Below are 16,393 nucleotides of genomic sequence, written 5' to 3'. Positions count from 1 at the left end.
ACTACATAAATTAGGACAGAATGCCTAATATTCTCTATTTAGTTAATTCGGTTTCATCAACATCAATTCCTGTTGAAATTGGCTATGCAGTTAACGAGTACACTTCCTCAAACGTCACGATTGCTGTGCTCATGAACGACGATAACAGTACACTTGATCCTGATGTTCAAGAAATGGGGTTGCCGATGAAATTCTTCGGAGGTTCTGACAATTTTGATATAAAACTCTATCGACGGCTATGTAATCATTTACAGGAACATGAATATGATATAATCCACCCACATCACAACTTTAGCGGTGCTATTGGTAGAATCATTGGGAGATTATATCAGATACCTGTCGTGAATACAGAACATAATGATATTCAGCATCTTTCTATACCACAGAGGGTTGTCAATACGCTCACCCTCGGATTACCACAAGTCAATGTGTATAATTCGAAGAGTACTCAATCATCATTAGGTCCGGTCGAACGACGGCTTTCAAAACGCAACGAGATCGTGTATAATGGCATTGATATTGATCGCATCGACGAAAGTAGTAGGCATGATATCCCAGCTAACATTCCGGATGAGATATTAATCACAAACGTAGGAGTGATGACTGAACAAAAAAATCAAAGAGTCATCCTCAAAGCTGCCCACCAGATGAAGCAACGGTCCATGGTCGACGACATCCATTTCGTTATCGCGAGTAGTGGACCGCTCGAAAGTGAGTTGAAAGACCTCGCTTCTCAACTCGGTCTTTCTGATCTTGTGACGTTCACGGGATATCTTCCGGAACGGGAACAGATATACAGTTTGTTACACCAGTCGGATATTTTTCTAATGCCGTCAGTGTATGAGGGATTCTGTGTAGCGGCTGTGGAAGCGATGGGTTGTGGTTTACCCGTGGTCGCGAGTGATATCAATGTCTTTCGAGAAGTTATCGGGAAACACGGGATTTTCGTTCCACACGATGATCCGAACGAGATCGCCAGCCATCTAATTGAGATTCGCTCTGAGATAGATAGCGAGTATATTCAAAGAAAACGAGAGAAACTACGTCAACGAGCCGTGTCTCAGTATTCTTTAAAACAAACCGCAATAGAGTATCACGAACTGTATCAAGAGGTGAGCACCTAATATATAGTACAATTCAATGTGGTCGGCCCATATTTTAGATACAATAATACCTGAAGACGAGATGTTTGGCTCTGTTTAAATTCTCAGAGATTGACATGTTCATCCTGTAATTCCACGAGATGAAGACCCTTCCGAAGTCACAGATTCTCCGTTTTACTGAGAAAGCGATCCATCTTGCATGCCGAGCGGTCTCTCGATACTTCTCGAAGTTCTCCAAACACCGCTATACAAGTGACACTGATGGTTGATGCGAAGGTCAATGCAATCTCGATCTCCACGTGACGACGACACGTAAACACAATATTCAGATCGCTCCGTGGTTGATCAAGCGCAATCCCGAGAGTATCGATATTCTGTCGGTGACAAAGGGTACGACGATCAGAAAATCAGGCGACTTGCCCGTCAATACGAGGTCCTTCTACTGATCAAGCGTCGTGAATTCACCTCACTTCACCGGGCATGGAAGCATGCTTCGACGCTGATCTCTACGGATAACGGAGTCAATCAGAGACGACCAACTCAACGCTCAAGGGGAAGTACGGTGCTTTCGTCCGATCACGACGATGGTGGAAACAGTTCCGTGAACTCACTATCGCTTGTCTCAGTCACAACATCGACTAATCACTCTGAGTGGTCGAGACAGAAAAGATAGATACCGATTGGTGAAACCCGTACTCGGCTCCAAGTCGATAGTCGAGCAATCAACACAACCTGCGAACCGTTCAGTCAAGTGCTATTCGCAGCTTTCTCGGTCACATTCATATACACCAATCCCGAGAAGCAGCCGACTGGGATGGTTATCCACCACGTGAGAATAAATGCGATCACGACAAGCCCTACCGCGATCTCAGCCGCTTCCATGAGGGTAGCACCGCTCAGTGAAAACAGAGCTTCGACGATGAGTACTCCCCCGACGAGAACGAGCGACACGAGATACGTTGCGATGGCTCCTATTCCACCGGTAATTATTCCGGTGATCGAAGAAGATGATGGTGCCAAACGCCAGCCGACGACCCCGAGGAAAAATGCCGAAGGCACGGCGATCGGCAGAGCGAGAGCGGGAAACAGGAAACTCGAAAGCCAATCACCGCTCGTCCCTCGCACGGCATACCCACTCAGCACGATGCCGTAGAGACCGGTTGCGAAAATGGCTGCCGAACCAGCTGCATATCCAGCACCAATGTCGGGCCGATCAGCGTTTGGAAGGCGTCCCGGGCCGTATTGTTTACAGGCCTTTCGAAGTGTCAACCGATAGGAGGGCGGCATACTCAGACTTCGGAATAAAAACAGATAGTCTTTGGGGGCAATTTTCCAATCAGCCCGCACTTTTCACCGACCAGCTGTTTCGGACGGAAATGTGTCTGAAGAAGAGGATTTCAACAGAGCCACAGAGTCGATACTGGGACGTACTCTCGGTTTTGAACTGCTCCGTCGTCGTGGTTAATTCCCTGATTATTTACTTGCCATACAAGGTCGACAGACTCATGGTAAGAAGATTGGGTCCTCCCGAAGACGAGACACAATAGCCTACCCGACTGATCTATCTACAGAATTGAACAGCACGACTGACAGTTATCAGGTTAAAGTCCCGTATGCCACCCAAAATACGACGACAGGCCCGCTGGATTAGAAATGAGCCTACACAGGATCGTCGGTAAATGGGAGGTGGAGATGACGTATCTCTTCAACGAGATGGCTCCCGACACGTTTTTCAGAGTCGTAAGTACGACTGACTGAGCAAAAAACTACTTTTCCCTGTACCACGATTAGGGCCATGTTCTCCACGTACCCGGAACGGAGTTCGAAGACCATCCAAAGCGCGAAACGGAGGACATAACCGAGACGGGATATTCATCACACCTAGGGCCGGTACCAATTCGAGATCTCGATTCGAAGCCATATGACACTGATCCAAAAAATATTCATCTTCAACATCAGCCGATCCCTGAGGAGATGTAAGTTAATATATTCTCTTATATATGTTATTTATGATATTTTGGTAAGAACCGTTAGAGCACCGATCGAGATCTTCGTCAAAAAGGAGGAACGGCCAACGAAGCAACGAGGAGGAGATACAACAGTGACTCGAAGATCTCAGAGATATAATCTCACCGTGAAGCCATCAAAAAGAAGATCAGCCATCCATGACTAACATCGTCCTCGTCGTGATGGATACTGCCCGATACGACTCGGTACTCGTTAGTCAAGCCGAACTACCGACTTTCGAGTTCCTTCGAGAGCGAGGGGTCACGTACACGTCTGCCTTCGCAAGTGCTCCATGGACACTCCCATCACACGGGGGGCTCTTCTCTGGAAGATACTCTTCGAGACACGGCGCTAGTGCAGCCGCCAAGCGATTCTCAAAAAACACACCCACTGTCGTCGAAGCGTTCGAGAAGGCGTCCTATGAGACGGTTGCGGTTTCGAACAACACTTGGATCAGCGACGAGTTCGGGTTCGCACGTGGGTTTGACACCTTTCGGAAGAACTGGCAGTACATTCAGTCGGACGTTGACCTCGGTAAGATCGCCCGAAAAGAAGAGGGATTCAACAAAATACGGGGGGTCACTAAACAACTGTTCGATGGGAACCCAATCGTAAACGTCGCTAACGCTGTGTACGGACAGTTTGGCAGACGGGCTGACGACGATGGGGCAAAAGGAACCAATCAATGGATTTCCCGTTGGCTTAGCGACAGAGCTGATTCTGACCCGTTCTTCCTGTTTATCAACTACCTTGAACCTCATCTCGAATACCGACCACCTGAGGAATACACGAAAGCACACCTTCCTGAAGGCGTGAGCTACGCGGAGGCGATGAAAGTCAATCAGGACGCATGGAGCTACATCGCAAATGACGTCGAGATGACTGACCGCGACTTCAGGATACTCGAAGCGCTCTACAACGCGGAGATTGCCTATCTCGACGAACAGATTGGCGAACTCCAGCGGCTGCTGGAGAAGGCTGGCCAATGGGAAGACACGATATTCGTCGTCACCGGTGATCATGGCGAGAACATCGGTGATCACGGCCTAATGGACCACCAATACTGTCTCTACGATACGCTCATCCACATTCCGCTGATAATCCAAGGTGGTGATTTCACCGGCGGTGAAACTGTCGATGAATTGGTTCAGTTGACCGACCTTGCACCGACGTTACTCGATGCTGCTGAGATAGCCGCGCCCGAATTTAGAGAGCAGTTACAGGGTCGTTCGTTTCTACCCAATCTGGACACCTCTCCCCGGGAGTACGTGTTCTCGGAGTATCTGGCCCCCCAACCTTCGATGGATGCACTCAAGAAGCGCGTTGGCGATATCCCCGACGAAGTCTATGAATACGATCGATCTCTCCGTGCAATTCGCGGAAAGAAGTGGAAACTCATCCGTGGTTCCGATGGAACTACGGAACTATATCACATCTCGAACGATCCTCACGAAACCATGAATCTCGCATCCGATCGCCCGGAGAAAGTCGATGAACTAGAGGACGAACTCGACACTTGGCTAGATTCGTTCGAACATGTCGATACATCGGGTACTGTCGAGATGAGTAACGATACGAAAGACCGATTAGAAGATCTCGGTTACTTGCAGTGACATAATGATTCGAGGAGTTTGGTCGTATGGGTTACGGTTGACTGCCACTGGTGGTTTTCCACGACCTGTTCTCGAGCAGATACACTCGCTTTGTCCGCAGCAAGGACCTTAGAGATTGTGGCTGACAGTGCGTCTGCCGAATCGGTTTGTATAACCCGACCACCCTTCCCCACTATTTTGGAGATTTGTTCCAAATCACTCGTGACGACGGGCACACCTGAAGCCATCGCTTCCAGCACGGCCCTGGGAACTCCCTCAGCTCGGCTCGGTAATACGAGTATATCCGAACTTCGATAGACTGTAGGCATTTTCTCATACGAAACTTCTCCAATAAATGTTACTGATTCATTGATTCCAAGATCTCTTGTTTGATGTTTCGTGGACTCATGAAGGGGACCGTCTCCACATAGATATAATTCTGCGTCGGGATACTCGGTCAATACATCTCCAAATGCGTCGATTACCAACTCCGGACGCTTCCCATCCACGAACCGACCGACGAACAACACGACTGGTCCGTTGGCGTCGATCGATTCCATACCCTGCCCGTCCGGAGTAAACCGCTCCGTATCGATTCCATTGGGGATGACTTCGATCCGCGATTTCACACCGAGTTCCCGAAGTGCATCTTTCTCCGCATCGGTATAACAGAACGCGATGTCTGCTTGGTTGTACGTCCACTTGCCGATCGTCCGAAGATAGAGATCGAATACCCGTTCGGGTGCGGATTGTGAATACAGCGAGTGGTTCGTGATCGCCAGCGGAGTATCACTGAAACACCGATTTAATGCCGCGAGATTCGTCGAGAAGTAGAAATGGGAATGTGCGTGAATGACATCGAAATCGGAAGATCCGAATATCTTCTTCGCGACTGGTATCGAGATATCGTTTTTCAGGACATTGAACGTCGCTGGACAGTAGACGATTTCGTACCCGTCACGCCACTCCCTCTTCACTGTCTCAACGTCATCGGTCACTTTGAGAACCGTAACGTCGTGTCCCATCGCTGCCTGATCTCGACTCATCGCATGAACGTGGTATTCCCCCCCACCAATCTCGTCGGGATACAGCCAGTGACTGACTCGAAGGATCTTCATCGGTGTCTCTATCGAAGTTATATCTTCCCAATCACGGTTAGTCTCGCACTCATCTATCATAGTGCATCACCGATCGGCTTCCACTCGAACTCCGCGAGCAATAGTTTGAAACGCTTCTCAGTCTTTTCGAGATTTCGATAGTGCCGTAGACGATAGAACGGATTCATGTCACGGATCTTCGGCTGCCCGGGATCGAGCTCCCATGGGTGGAGGTAGAAGACGAATTCCCTATGTTGGGAGATACGATCGACGCCACGACGAAAGATCGGATATGGGATGAAGCGAAAGTATCCACCGCCGGCCCAAGGAATCCGAACCTTTGACCACTCGAAGAGCGGTAGTTGGACCTCCGTGAGTCCGGATTCGGTTCGCGTGAACGTTTCCGAACCCTGAACGGATATATCGCCATATCGATCGTGGACCGGGGCCGGAAATCGACTCGAATCGTATTCGAAACCGAGATCGGTTAGCGTCTCGATCGCCGCTTCCGTAATCGAAAAACTCGGAGCCCGATACCCGATCACCTCCTGATCGACCTGCGATTCGAGCAGTTGCTTCGATCGTCGCAGGTCGTTCCGTACCTCCGTCTCGGACTGTTCGTACAGGAGTTCGTGGTTGTATCCGTGTGACGCCACTTCGTGTCCTCTGGCCTCGATTTCGCCCGCGAGTTCGGGCGCACGCTCCGCGACATGACCGAGGACGAAGAATGTCGCTTTCGTATCGTACTCGTCCAGAAGATCGAGGATACGTCGCGTGTTTTCGACGACTCGAAGTTCGTACTCGTCCCACTTCTCGCGATCGAGTGCGGGCCACAGGTTATGTGAGTGGAACCAGTCCTCGACGTCGATAGAGAGATATAACTCGGTCATAGAACCTCTCTTCCACGTCGCTGGAACTCACGACGATCGTCGGCGGTGGGGAACGAATAGTACGATCCCTTACCGGACATCTCTGTCAATTCCACGGTTCCATCCGCGATCGCAGCCAGAGCAGCTGCAGCTTCCTTGCCCCCAACGCGTTTTCCTCGAGTAATCACGTCGTCGAGAGTATCGTTGCTGTCCACCAGAAAGGTCGTCTGACGAACGATCTTACCTCGATCGATCTCCTCCACCATCGTGTGAACGGTGACCCCGATCTCATCCTCACCCTGATACAGCGCCCAGAACGTCGGGAGCATTCCGCGATACTCCGGGAGCGATGCAGTGTGGACGTTTATACAACCCCAATTGGGCGCAGTCAGTATCGCAGAATCGAACACCTCCGGTGCCGAGACGGACAGCAGTACGTCGATATTGGATTCCTCAAGATACGAGACAAATTCCGACTCGTTCACGTTTTCGCGAGTTTTGACGGGAACCCCGTTTCGGTTAGCGATGTTTGCTACCGAATACGAATCACCGATCGACGAGAGCGTCTTTCGATATGCGAATTCGATCCCACGCCGGAGGAAATTCCACGGACCGTATAGGCCATACATACGGGCTGCCAGCTCCGCCATCGAATCGTCGAGAAGATCGAGGATCGTAACCGAATCGATGACTACCTTCTCGGATAGTTCATCGAAGAACGCCTCGAAGAACGTGGGCATATAGAAGGGTTCGTCCTGCGTAACGATTGCGATCCGTAGTGGCATCTAGTTAGTATCTCCGTCGGACGGTGATTAAATCCTGTTCATCTAGCTGACGAAGATGTTTAATCAACCGCACTCCCGTCATGAGCTAATAAACGGGCTCTGTAGTTTCTCTAGATGAAAGCGCTTGGCGATCGCCACCGGATCCACGAGGAACGGCGGATCGTAAGATGAAGAAGAAATAGTTCGTACTCACACGAAACTAAACTAAACCAGAACGACGCCCGCTAGATCGCCGAGGAGGCGGACGTCTCCCACGACACGGCCGTCAAGTACCTGAATCGGCTCGTCGAGACCGACGAGCTGGAGACCGTAGAGATCGGGGACGGAACCGGGTACAGGTCGGATCCGGTCACGCAGTTCCTGTCTGAGGTGCGTCGACTCGCGGAGGAACACACGCTGGAGGAGATGACCCGCGAACTCGACGCGATCGACTAGGAGATCGACGACTGGAGGGACGTCTACGGCGTAGACTCCCTCGAGGAACTCCGAACCAGCCTCGGCCGTGACGACCTCGATCCGGACGATCGCCAGGAGCGGCTCGCGGTCGCGGTGGAGTGGGAGTAGGATCTGGATGTCCGTGAGGCAATCCGGCTCGCGATCGGACTGCAGAACCCCCTCGAAACGTCAGACGTGAACTGACTCGCCGGCAACGCGTCGTCGACGTTGCCACAGGAAGGGTAGCGGTGGCGTTCGTCAGCGGCCGGGGATTCACCCGGCGCTCGGAACGACGCACTTTCAGATCGAAGCCGGGGACGAGTCGATTCACGAACTGGCACACATCGAGGCCGAAGCACCACTCCACTTCCTCGAGATCTGTCTCGATCGGCTCCCCGATCGACTGGCGGTGACGACCGGTTGACGACGCGACCGCCCCGATCGGGATCTACCTACTGTACGACCGGTTCGACGTCGTCGATCGCCGACAGTCGGTAGAACCGGGCGACGTGAAACAGGCCGAGCCACACGACCGCGGCGACCCCCGCGCCGAGCGCGTTAAGTCCCATGTCTCCCACTGCGAAGGTTCTCGCCGGAAGCGTCGACTGTAGGAGTTCGATCGCGACCCCGTAGCCGAACGCCACGAGGAAGCCACCGCCCACCGCGTACCACGACGACCGCGGGGGAGCATAGATCGCGTAGACGACTGCACCGGAAAGCCCGACGTAGGCGATCACGTGCAGCCAGTTCGAGTACGGAAACAACCCCAAGGGACCCATCTCGATCGCGCCCGATCCAGGTGGTGCGAACACGGAGTAGTACAAAAGCACTCCGGCGACGCTTGCGACCAGCAACCATCGGACCGATTTCGGGACGAGAGGAAGGTGGAGACGGGTCATCTATCGATCGTCGTTTGAAACGCGTCCTGAAAGAGAGACGTTACAGAACTCGAGGGATCCCGTCTGTTCACCGCTACCGTTACATCGAGTAGTCTCATACAGACCGTGGGTTTGCTCCATGGACAAAACACATGCGATCAACCGGGAGCATTCAACCGAACAACGGTACGATGTCGTCGGTGAGAGCGGAGTTTTTAAACGGATTGGGCGCCCACGACGGAACGATGAACGGGGGGTGGCGATATCGGGTGTCGAGCGCCGCCGGCGTAGCCGGGCTGACCGCGTTTGCGGTCACGCTCGTGAACAGCGGCCCGGTCCAACTCCTCATCACGTCGCTACCCGTGTTGGGCAGGCTCTCGGCGAATCCGCCGGCCGGTGCGGAGGCGTTCTTCGAGGTCGTGATCACGACCGTGATCGTGACGGCTGCGTTCCTTCCCTTGTACAAGCCGCGGCCGCGGCGGGTCCTCGACACCATCGCGCTCACACAAAAGCGCGTGATGGTCGCCGTGTTCGCGCTCGCGACGATCGGCTACTTCGATTACACCTATCGGCTTCCCCGGGCCACGCTAATTGCGGTCACACCCGTGCTTCTCGTGATGCTCCCGGCGTGGTTCGTGTGGATCCGGCGGCGACCCTCCACCGATCCCGAGCGCGCGATCATCGTTGGGGACGACCCAAAGGAGATCGGGCGTCTCGCGACGGACGTGTCAGTCCCGCTGTTGGGATACCTGTGTCCGACGAGTGCTCTCGTACACACGGAGGACGATCGAGACGGTAGAGACGATACCGGCATCGACGAATGGTCGTCGACGATGGCGGTCGCGGATGGCGGCGTTGAGATCGCCGGGATCCAGCGGTTAGGTGGGCTCTCGCGGATCGAGGACGTACTCGTGGAGTACGACATCGACACCGTGGTGTTGGCCTTCGACCGAACCGACCGAGCGGAGTTCTTCGGCGCTCTGGATGCGTGTTACGAACACGGCGTCGATGCGATGGTTCACCGTGACCACGCCGACTCGGTGTTGACCGCCGAGAATGATGTCGGAACGCTCGTCAATGTACAGATCGAACCCTGGGACGTTCAGGACTACGTGTTGAAGCGTGGATTCGACATCGCGTTTTCGGTGATAGGTCTCATCGGGTTGGTCCCCGTGATCGCGGCGATCGTCGTCGCCATCAAACTCGATGATGGTGGACCGATCCTCTACAAACAGGAGCGGACAGCCGTGTTCGGCGAGACGTTCGAGGTGTACAAGTTCCGAACGATGGTGCCCGAGGGGGAATCTGCGATCCCCGTCGACGATGAGGAGAACGGTCGGATCACACACGTCGGACACGTGCTTCGGCGAACGCATCTCGACGAGATCCCGCAGTTGTGGTCGATCCTCGTCGGCGATATGAGCGTTGTCGGCCCGCGGGCGGTCTGGACAGAGGAGGAGTCACTCCTCGAGGCGCAGACTCGATCGTGGCAACAACGGTGGTTCGTGAAACCCGGGTTGACGGGGCTCGCACAGATACACGACGTGAAGAGTACGAACCCCCAGGAGAAGCTCCGATACGACCTGCAGTACGTGAAACGACAGTCGTTCGAGTACGACCTGAAGATCGTTATGCGACAGATCTGGAAGGTCGGTGCGGACGTAGTCGAGACGATTCGATGAGGTAGGTGTAAGTAGTAGCGTTTCACCGGTAGTTCGATTACTGGTCGTTTGCAGTCTTTCCTCGTTGTTCTTCAAGCGAGATGCACGGCACCGATGTCGCTCCCCGAGTACAAACCGATCCTTCTGGAGAACCCCGTCTCCTTACGCTCCCTCGTTAAACGTGACCTGCGTTCCGTTCTCTACTGCCGTTTCCGAAACCTGCACCGATTCATTCTCGATCGTGTACTCACCCGGATACGCAACTCGAACCGCGTACGTTCCGTTTTCGTTCACGCTTCTCTGCCGAGAGTACGTGAATTCCTCACCGGAGACCGTCACTGTCGTCTCGAGACTTACGTCCGTCCCGGGTTCACTCTGGCCGGCGATCGTGGCACCCGGTACCGGCTGGAACACCTTGACCTCGCCACCTTCCGCGATGTAAACGACCCGGAAGTGGCCGGACCCATTCGTTGCCGTCGAGGCGCTGCCGTGCTGCTCGAACAGCTGTACGTAAGTCGTACTTGGATCGGCGTCGACGTTCAGGTTCTCGATCGCGATGTATCCAACCCGTCCCGAAAACCGATCGTAGTGACTGTCTGGATTTGGATCGTTCAAAAACGCCTCATAATTGTCTCGTGCGTACCAGTACGTATCTCCCCCACCACTCACCTGGTAGTTGTACATTCGATTCCGACCCCAATCACTCAACACGTAGTTCGGCCCCTCCCGATCGTCGGCGTCCGCGTCGATCCACGCGGCAGCATCTGCTTCCGAATCCGTGATCGCCACCGTATCCATGATCCCGGGGACCAGAAAGAGACTCAAACTTCCGATCAACATCACCGCCAACGCGATCGTGCTGGCCCGTCCGATCGACATCGACGCCGGCCACCACACGAATCGTGTTCGATCGTCGCTTTCTCCAGTCTCACGACCCAATTCTTGCTCCCCATCCTCTCCAGCCGACTCCGTGATCGTCGGCGGCTCGACGGCGTCGATCTTCCCCAACAGGTACACCAGTCCGACGCCCGCAAACACGGACGTAACCGCGGTCGCCTCGCCGGCAAACCGGATCTGGAAGAACGCGAACCCGAGCAGGCTCACCGCATAGCTCGAGAGCACGAGCCATTCCGGTCGATGGTCCTGAACGCATCGCCACCCGATCCACACGAGCGCGGGCAGCGCGACGAACAGGAACCACCCGAAGTGATCGACGGGACCGAACAGGAATCCGAAGTCTGCCGAGAACAACGATCGCGTCTCGGCGATCCCCTCACGTCCCAACAGGCTCTCCGTCACACGCTGTCGAAACCGATCCGCATCCTCGGGCCGCGCCCACGCGAACCCGAACCAAAGCGGCACCACGCTCGCCGCCGCCGCCCCGAGATGCACCCCGGGATGCCACTCCAACCGCTGCACCACGCTCGCCGCCCCCACCACGACGATCCCGCCGAACGCGACCAAAAGCGGCATGAACACCACCATCGACTCCTGCCAGCCGTATCGCGTGTGCATCAGGTACGCCAGCACGAACCCGACGACCAACGCCCCGATCACGGGCGTTCCCGCCACCAGGGGACTCCGGTCGGTCCGGATGTCCGAGGCGGACCGCAGCGTCAGATAGACCGCGAGCCCCACGAGCAGGATCGGCGAGCCGCCCCACGAGTGGACCATGGCCGCGACGATCACGCCGACGAATCCCGCGACCGCGATCGTCGACGGCGCGAGCAGGTACGAGCGCCACTCGCCCACGTCGTGGCGATCCAACGACCGCGAGAGCCACAACACGCCGAGGATCGACAATGCAAGCCAGGTGTAATCCACCGTGTGGTGATCGAAGAAGCCGATCCCGGAGTAGAGCGCGTGCCCCGGTAACAGCGCCAACACGAGCACCGAGGCCAACGCGATCCGCTCGTCCCCGGTCGTCCACATCGCGTACAGGTACACACACCCCCCGACGATCAACGCCGAGACGATCGGGATCCACGCCACGATCCCCGCGGCCGCCTCGACCTCCCCGCCGCCGAACAGCTTCGTCGCCGCCCACCCGATCGTGTACACGAGGGGATACCCCGAGGTCCGCCCACCGAGCACCTCCGAGATCGCCTCGATCTCGAACAGCCCGATGTCGGCCGCCAGCAGCTGCTCGGTCCAGTAGAGGTAGTGGTACGGATCGTTGCTCGGCAGAAAGACCCGGTCCTCGCGGAACACCTTCGTGTACGTCACGGTCCGCATCACGAACAGGTACGCGAAGACCGCCACCAGCCCGGTGGCCAGATCCCGATGCATGTCCGCGGTCACCCCCCCGATCCACGCCCGCATCCGATCTCCGATCGCCACGTCGTCGATCCCCACGCGCTCGCCATCGTCCACTCCGGAAGCCACGTCCGCACCACCATCGCCACCGTCCCCATCACTCTCGAACGCCTCGAGCGCACTCCGGACCGCCTCGGGGTCGGACACGCGATAGCCGTCGCCCTCGCTCTCGACGATCCCGTGTGAGACGAGTTCGCCGAAGGCCCCCGAGTCGGCGTCCACGTCCGCGAACGTCCAGGGCGCGTCCGCCCCCTCGTCCACCGCGAGCGCGTCCGCGACCGTCTCGGCCAGCTCCGGTCGGTCCTCGAGAAGGGTTCGCGTGGCCGCGTGCGCATCCGCCATTTGGAGGGCGTGCGTCGGCGACCGGCTAAAGTGTGGCGTTGTCCGCCATCGAAGGGATGACCGCTAGCGGATCCTCAGTCACGGAGGAACCGAATTGCGAGTACTGATACGACGACGAGAGCGACGACGGTGACGATGAGCCCGAATCCGGGCTCCTCAACTGCCGTCGTCCCGGTCGGGGTCTCCGTTGGTGTGGCTGTCTCCGTTTGTGTGGGGCTCCTCGTCGGTGACGGCGTCGCCGTGGGGGGCTCTGCCGTGGGTGTTTGTTCGGCTGTTGTGGTCGGGGTTACTGTCGGTGAATCGGGTGGTGTCGCCGTCGGCGTGACGGGGTCCGTTGGTGATGTGGTCGGGGTCGGTGTGTCAGCCGTTTCCACGTCGATGCGGAAGGATTCGCTCGCTTCGCCGGTCGTCAGATCGTCGATTCCCTCGATACGGAGCGTGTACGTTCCGTCATCGACGTCCGTGAAGTCGAACAACCAGTAGGCGGTACGATCGTTCGTCGTTCCACGGCCTTGGACCTCCCGTGCGAGAACGTCCTCGTCGACGGCTTCCGGGAGACGATCGGATTGTGCGTCCGTTGGACTCGTCGAGAGGACTTCCCGCTCGATGGAGACGTTCTCCTCGTGACTGACCAGGTCGACCTCGAGATCCTCGGCCTCGACGTAGTTCCAGTCGACGATCACCAACAGCGATTCGTCCCGCTGGAGTTCGGACGGGTCGTCGAGTTCCGTTCCGACGCTGTTGTAGAGCGTGACGCTGCTGATTCGAGGCTCCAACACACGTACTGTCAGATCCTCCCCGGAGTATCGGCCGGGCGTCTGATCGGCCTGAATCGATCCCGACAGCCGAAGTGGTTCCCCCTCGTTCTGTCCTGTCTCGCCCTCCAGAACGGTTTCCGTGACATCCGTTCCAGCGGTATCACGCCACGTCCGGATGTCCGCTTCGCCCTGGAACACCGTGTAATAGCTCTCGTTGTCGAGAATGATTTCACCAGTGCCCGTGGAGGAATTCCATCGACCCCGTGGTGCCAACGCTTCGAAATCGGTTGACTGTGCGGATGCCTCTCCGACCGGACTGGCTATCCGCGGTGTGTCGGTCGAATCACTTGCCACGAGTCCGATGCCACCGAATAGCCCGATCACGAGGAGGGTACCTACCGTGAAGCGAAGCCACGTTCTCACCATACGTGTGATACGGTTGATAGGACCATGAATCTACCTAGTGGTGACTTCCGTTTCCTCCTCGGAATCAGACGCTCAAGGTGCTCTACAGTCCGCTCACCGACCGGAGTCGAACAGGGTCGCGAGCTCCGCGATCCCGTACAGCGACGCGTCAGATCGCTCGTCGACGACCGTCCGCAACTCGTCCGTGAACCCGGCTCGCGAGAATACCGCGTAGTGGACCTCCCGATCGGTACCCTGCCACCGAACCTCGGACTCGAGCGCCGTGAGCTCGTCGAACACGTCTCGACCGACGGGATCCGTGGTCCATTTGCACTCCCCCAGAAACAGGGTGCCGACGTCTCGGTTGACGCCGACGACGTCGATCTCCTCGCCATCGTACCACCAGCGACCGACTCGAGAGCAGGACACGGGGAATGCGGGCGTCTGAACCGCCTGCTGACAGACGGTCTCGAAGGTCCGACTCGTGTGTGTCGCGAGCGTCTCGTCGATCGCCGCCCGGACTGGCGCCGTCCGTCCCTGTTCGAGCGTTCCCCGATTGGGCGCCACGTACCGAAACCAGAACCGGAGGAAGTCGTCTGCCAATCGATACAGCCCGCGGCCGTTCGGGTCCGTCACCGGCTGCTCGCGCTCGAGGATCGCCAACCCCGTGAGGTTCTGGAGATACCGGGAGAGGCTGCTCGCGTCGCGGCCAATCTCGTTGGCGATCTCGGTGACCCGTGTCGCGCCACCGGCGATGGCTTCGAGGATCGCCATGTACGTCGCGGGCTCATGGAGCTCCTGGCGCAACAGGAACTCCGGCTCCTCGTAGAGGAACGCCCCTTTCGAGAGGATCGCCTGCTCGACGTTCTCGAGCAGACGTCGGTCCGGGTCGAACTGTTCGAGGTACGCGGGAACACCGCCCAGAACGCTGTAGAGCTGGATCTGTGTCTCCAGATGGTCGTTCGGAAAGAACGCACGAACGTCCGCGAACGGGAGCGGAGCGAGCTCCCACTGTCCGGTTCGTCGCCCGTACAGCGGACTCTCGTAGCTCAACACGCCCTCCTTCATCATCGAGATCGAGGACCCCAACAACACGAGAGAGACGTCGGTCCCGTCGAGCACGTCGTCGACGATGGTCTGGAACATCGACGGGATCGTGTCGTCCTCGTCGACCAGATACGAGAATTCGTCCAACGCCACCACACACGGTCCCTCGACCCGCCCCGTGAGGTACCGAAATGCGTCGACGAACCCGTCGACGTCCGGGGCGATGTCGTCGAACCTCTCAGCGCACGCCGTTGCAAACCGCCGGGCGTTGTGTCTCGAGCCACGTTCGTCACAGAGGTAGTACACCGACGTGGCTTCGAGCGCCTCGAGCGCCGTCGTCACCAGGGTCGTCTTCCCGACCCGCCGTCGGCCGTAGACGACGAGGAGCTGTCGCTCCGGCCGAGAGAGGTGTGACGTGATCCACTCGAGTTCCGTCTCCCTGTTTATCATTATGCACACGATCATATTATCCTGTTCATAATAGTTGTTCGGATCGGCCTCGATCCCGTGTCGTCGATCGAACTCGGATGGGCGGACGTCCGAGTGGTCGACGATCCCGGATCCATCGACGAATCCGACCCGGATTCGAAATGGTCACCTGCGAAGACGTCGCGTCGATCGCCTGGGCCACGCTCGCACGGACGTCGACGTCGACAGCACCGACGTCGACGCCGACGCCGGCCAGCTCCGTGCGTCGCGATCGCGGAGTCGAGCACCACGGACGGAAGGCTATTAACAGATGCCCTGGTGTGTACACATGGATTCGACTGCCCCAAATGGGGACGGAGGACCGATCAATGCCTGACTACATCGATCCGGCGGTTGCGCGTTTGCGTGAGAGCGATGCCGAGACGACGGTGACGCTACTGCTCGGCGTCGAAGGCGATCGCGAGGCCGCCACGAGAACGATCGAACGCACCGGCGCGACGATCGAGGCCGAATTAGGGCGCGCGACGCTTCGAGTCACCGCCCCGGAATCGGCGGTCGACGATCTCGCGACCCTCGCTCCCGTGTCCTCGATCGAACTCGAACGGGAGGACGCTCGAGTTGTCGACGATCCCGGATCCATCACGGATCCAACGCGAATATAGTCGCTTG

12 protein-coding genes and 2 pseudogenes are annotated in these 16,393 nt (G+C 56.8%); 6 read left to right on the top strand and 8 right to left on the bottom strand.

Annotated features, from left to right (window positions below):
* The first annotated feature begins 20 nt into the window (after positions 1–20).
* Positions 21–1,124, top strand: a complete 1,104-nt coding sequence (locus tag ACZ5YD_RS06305; protein ID WP_379746079.1) for a glycosyltransferase family 4 protein — start codon at positions 21–23, stop codon at positions 1,122–1,124.
* Between the two features lie 119 nt (positions 1,125–1,243).
* Positions 1,244–1,745: pseudogene (locus ACZ5YD_RS06300) on the top strand (transposase).
* 105 nt (positions 1,746–1,850) lie between these two features.
* Here ACZ5YD_RS06300 and ACZ5YD_RS06295 read toward each other — a convergent pair.
* A complete protein-coding gene (locus ACZ5YD_RS06295) occupies positions 1,851–2,390 on the bottom strand; it encodes a hypothetical protein (RefSeq protein ID WP_379746075.1) in 540 nt (179 codons plus the stop codon).
* A gap of 878 nt (positions 2,391–3,268) precedes the next feature.
* Here ACZ5YD_RS06295 and ACZ5YD_RS06290 point away from each other — a divergent pair.
* Complete coding sequence (locus tag ACZ5YD_RS06290) at positions 3,269–4,723, top strand: sulfatase family protein (protein ID WP_379746072.1); 1,455 nt, start codon at positions 3,269–3,271, stop codon at positions 4,721–4,723.
* On the opposite strand, the gene ACZ5YD_RS06285 is transcribed toward ACZ5YD_RS06290, so the two are convergent.
* The 3 genes from ACZ5YD_RS06285 to ACZ5YD_RS06275 all read right to left on the bottom strand — a co-directional run bounded on the left by ACZ5YD_RS06285 (position 4,711) and on the right by ACZ5YD_RS06275 (position 7,453).
* Positions 4,711–5,727: a glycosyltransferase family 4 protein gene (locus tag ACZ5YD_RS06285; RefSeq protein WP_464384463.1), complete on the bottom strand. Its 1,017-nt coding sequence runs from the start codon at positions 5,725–5,727 to the stop codon at positions 4,711–4,713. The genes ACZ5YD_RS06290 and ACZ5YD_RS06285 overlap by 13 nt on opposite strands.
* Before the next feature lie 149 nt (positions 5,728–5,876).
* The gene (locus ACZ5YD_RS06280) at positions 5,877–6,689 is read right to left on the bottom strand and encodes an XrtA system polysaccharide deacetylase (RefSeq protein WP_379746069.1); all 813 of its coding nucleotides are present in this window, start codon (positions 6,687–6,689) and stop codon (positions 5,877–5,879) included.
* Positions 6,686–7,453, bottom strand: a complete 768-nt coding sequence (locus tag ACZ5YD_RS06275; protein ID WP_379746066.1) for a formyltransferase family protein — start codon at positions 7,451–7,453, stop codon at positions 6,686–6,688. The genes ACZ5YD_RS06280 and ACZ5YD_RS06275 overlap by 4 nt, the downstream gene beginning before the upstream one ends.
* A gap of 228 nt (positions 7,454–7,681) precedes the next feature.
* Here ACZ5YD_RS06275 and ACZ5YD_RS06270 point away from each other — a divergent pair.
* Positions 7,682–8,017 (top strand): annotated as a pseudogene (locus tag ACZ5YD_RS06270) (DUF7342 family protein).
* Between the two features lie 323 nt (positions 8,018–8,340).
* Here the strand turns inward: ACZ5YD_RS06270 and ACZ5YD_RS06265 are convergent.
* Positions 8,341–8,787, bottom strand: a complete 447-nt coding sequence (locus ACZ5YD_RS06265) for a VanZ family protein (RefSeq protein ID WP_379746060.1) — start codon at positions 8,785–8,787, stop codon at positions 8,341–8,343.
* A 224-nt stretch (positions 8,788–9,011) separates the two neighbouring features.
* On the opposite strand from ACZ5YD_RS06265, the gene ACZ5YD_RS06260 reads away from it, so the two are divergent.
* Positions 9,012–10,448: a sugar transferase gene (locus tag ACZ5YD_RS06260; RefSeq protein ID WP_379746057.1), complete on the top strand. Its 1,437-nt coding sequence runs from the start codon at positions 9,012–9,014 to the stop codon at positions 10,446–10,448.
* A gap of 141 nt (positions 10,449–10,589) precedes the next feature.
* On the opposite strand, the gene ACZ5YD_RS06255 is transcribed toward ACZ5YD_RS06260, so the two are convergent.
* The 3 genes from ACZ5YD_RS06255 to ACZ5YD_RS06245 all read right to left on the bottom strand — a co-directional run bounded on the left by ACZ5YD_RS06255 (position 10,590) and on the right by ACZ5YD_RS06245 (position 15,745).
* A complete protein-coding gene (locus tag ACZ5YD_RS06255) occupies positions 10,590–13,085 on the bottom strand; it encodes a hypothetical protein (RefSeq protein ID WP_379746054.1) in 2,496 nt (831 codons plus the stop codon).
* Between the two features lie 74 nt (positions 13,086–13,159).
* Complete coding sequence (locus ACZ5YD_RS06250) at positions 13,160–14,041, bottom strand: hypothetical protein (RefSeq protein ID WP_379746051.1); 882 nt, start codon at positions 14,039–14,041, stop codon at positions 13,160–13,162.
* Between the two features lie 321 nt (positions 14,042–14,362).
* On the bottom strand, positions 14,363–15,745 hold the full coding sequence (locus tag ACZ5YD_RS06245) for an ATP-binding protein (RefSeq protein WP_379746048.1): 1,383 nt from the start codon (positions 15,743–15,745) through the stop codon (positions 14,363–14,365).
* Positions 15,746–16,092: 347 nt separating this feature from the next.
* On the opposite strand from ACZ5YD_RS06245, the gene ACZ5YD_RS06240 reads away from it, so the two are divergent.
* The gene (locus ACZ5YD_RS06240) at positions 16,093–16,386 is read left to right on the top strand and encodes a hypothetical protein (RefSeq protein ID WP_379746045.1); all 294 of its coding nucleotides are present in this window, start codon (positions 16,093–16,095) and stop codon (positions 16,384–16,386) included.
* Positions 16,387–16,393 lie beyond the last annotated feature (7 nt).

Source organism: Halopenitus salinus, from assembly GCF_055397165.1.
The sequence above is the reverse complement of the archived record's forward strand: the minus strand, read 5'-3'. Positions and strand labels throughout refer to the sequence as shown.

Coding starts and splice junctions, on each gene's coding strand:
- ACZ5YD_RS06305 (WP_379746079.1), top strand. CDS start 21: ATGCCTAATATTCTCTATTTAGTTAATTCGGTTTCATCAACATCAATT.
- ACZ5YD_RS06295 (WP_379746075.1), bottom strand. CDS start 2,390: ATGCCGCCCTCCTATCGGTTGACACTTCGAAAGGCCTGTAAACAATAC.
- ACZ5YD_RS06290 (WP_379746072.1), top strand. CDS start 3,269: ATGACTAACATCGTCCTCGTCGTGATGGATACTGCCCGATACGACTCG.
- ACZ5YD_RS06285 (WP_464384463.1), bottom strand. CDS start 5,727: ATGGGACACGACGTTACGGTTCTCAAAGTGACCGATGACGTTGAGACA.
- ACZ5YD_RS06280 (WP_379746069.1), bottom strand. CDS start 6,689: ATGACCGAGTTATATCTCTCTATCGACGTCGAGGACTGGTTCCACTCA.
- ACZ5YD_RS06275 (WP_379746066.1), bottom strand. CDS start 7,453: ATGCCACTACGGATCGCAATCGTTACGCAGGACGAACCCTTCTATATG.
- ACZ5YD_RS06265 (WP_379746060.1), bottom strand. CDS start 8,787: ATGACCCGTCTCCACCTTCCTCTCGTCCCGAAATCGGTCCGATGGTTG.
- ACZ5YD_RS06260 (WP_379746057.1), top strand. CDS start 9,012: ATGAACGGGGGGTGGCGATATCGGGTGTCGAGCGCCGCCGGCGTAGCC.
- ACZ5YD_RS06255 (WP_379746054.1), bottom strand. CDS start 13,085: ATGGCGGATGCGCACGCGGCCACGCGAACCCTTCTCGAGGACCGACCG.
- ACZ5YD_RS06245 (WP_379746048.1), bottom strand. CDS start 15,745: ATGATAAACAGGGAGACGGAACTCGAGTGGATCACGTCACACCTCTCT.
- ACZ5YD_RS06240 (WP_379746045.1), top strand. CDS start 16,093: ATGCCTGACTACATCGATCCGGCGGTTGCGCGTTTGCGTGAGAGCGAT.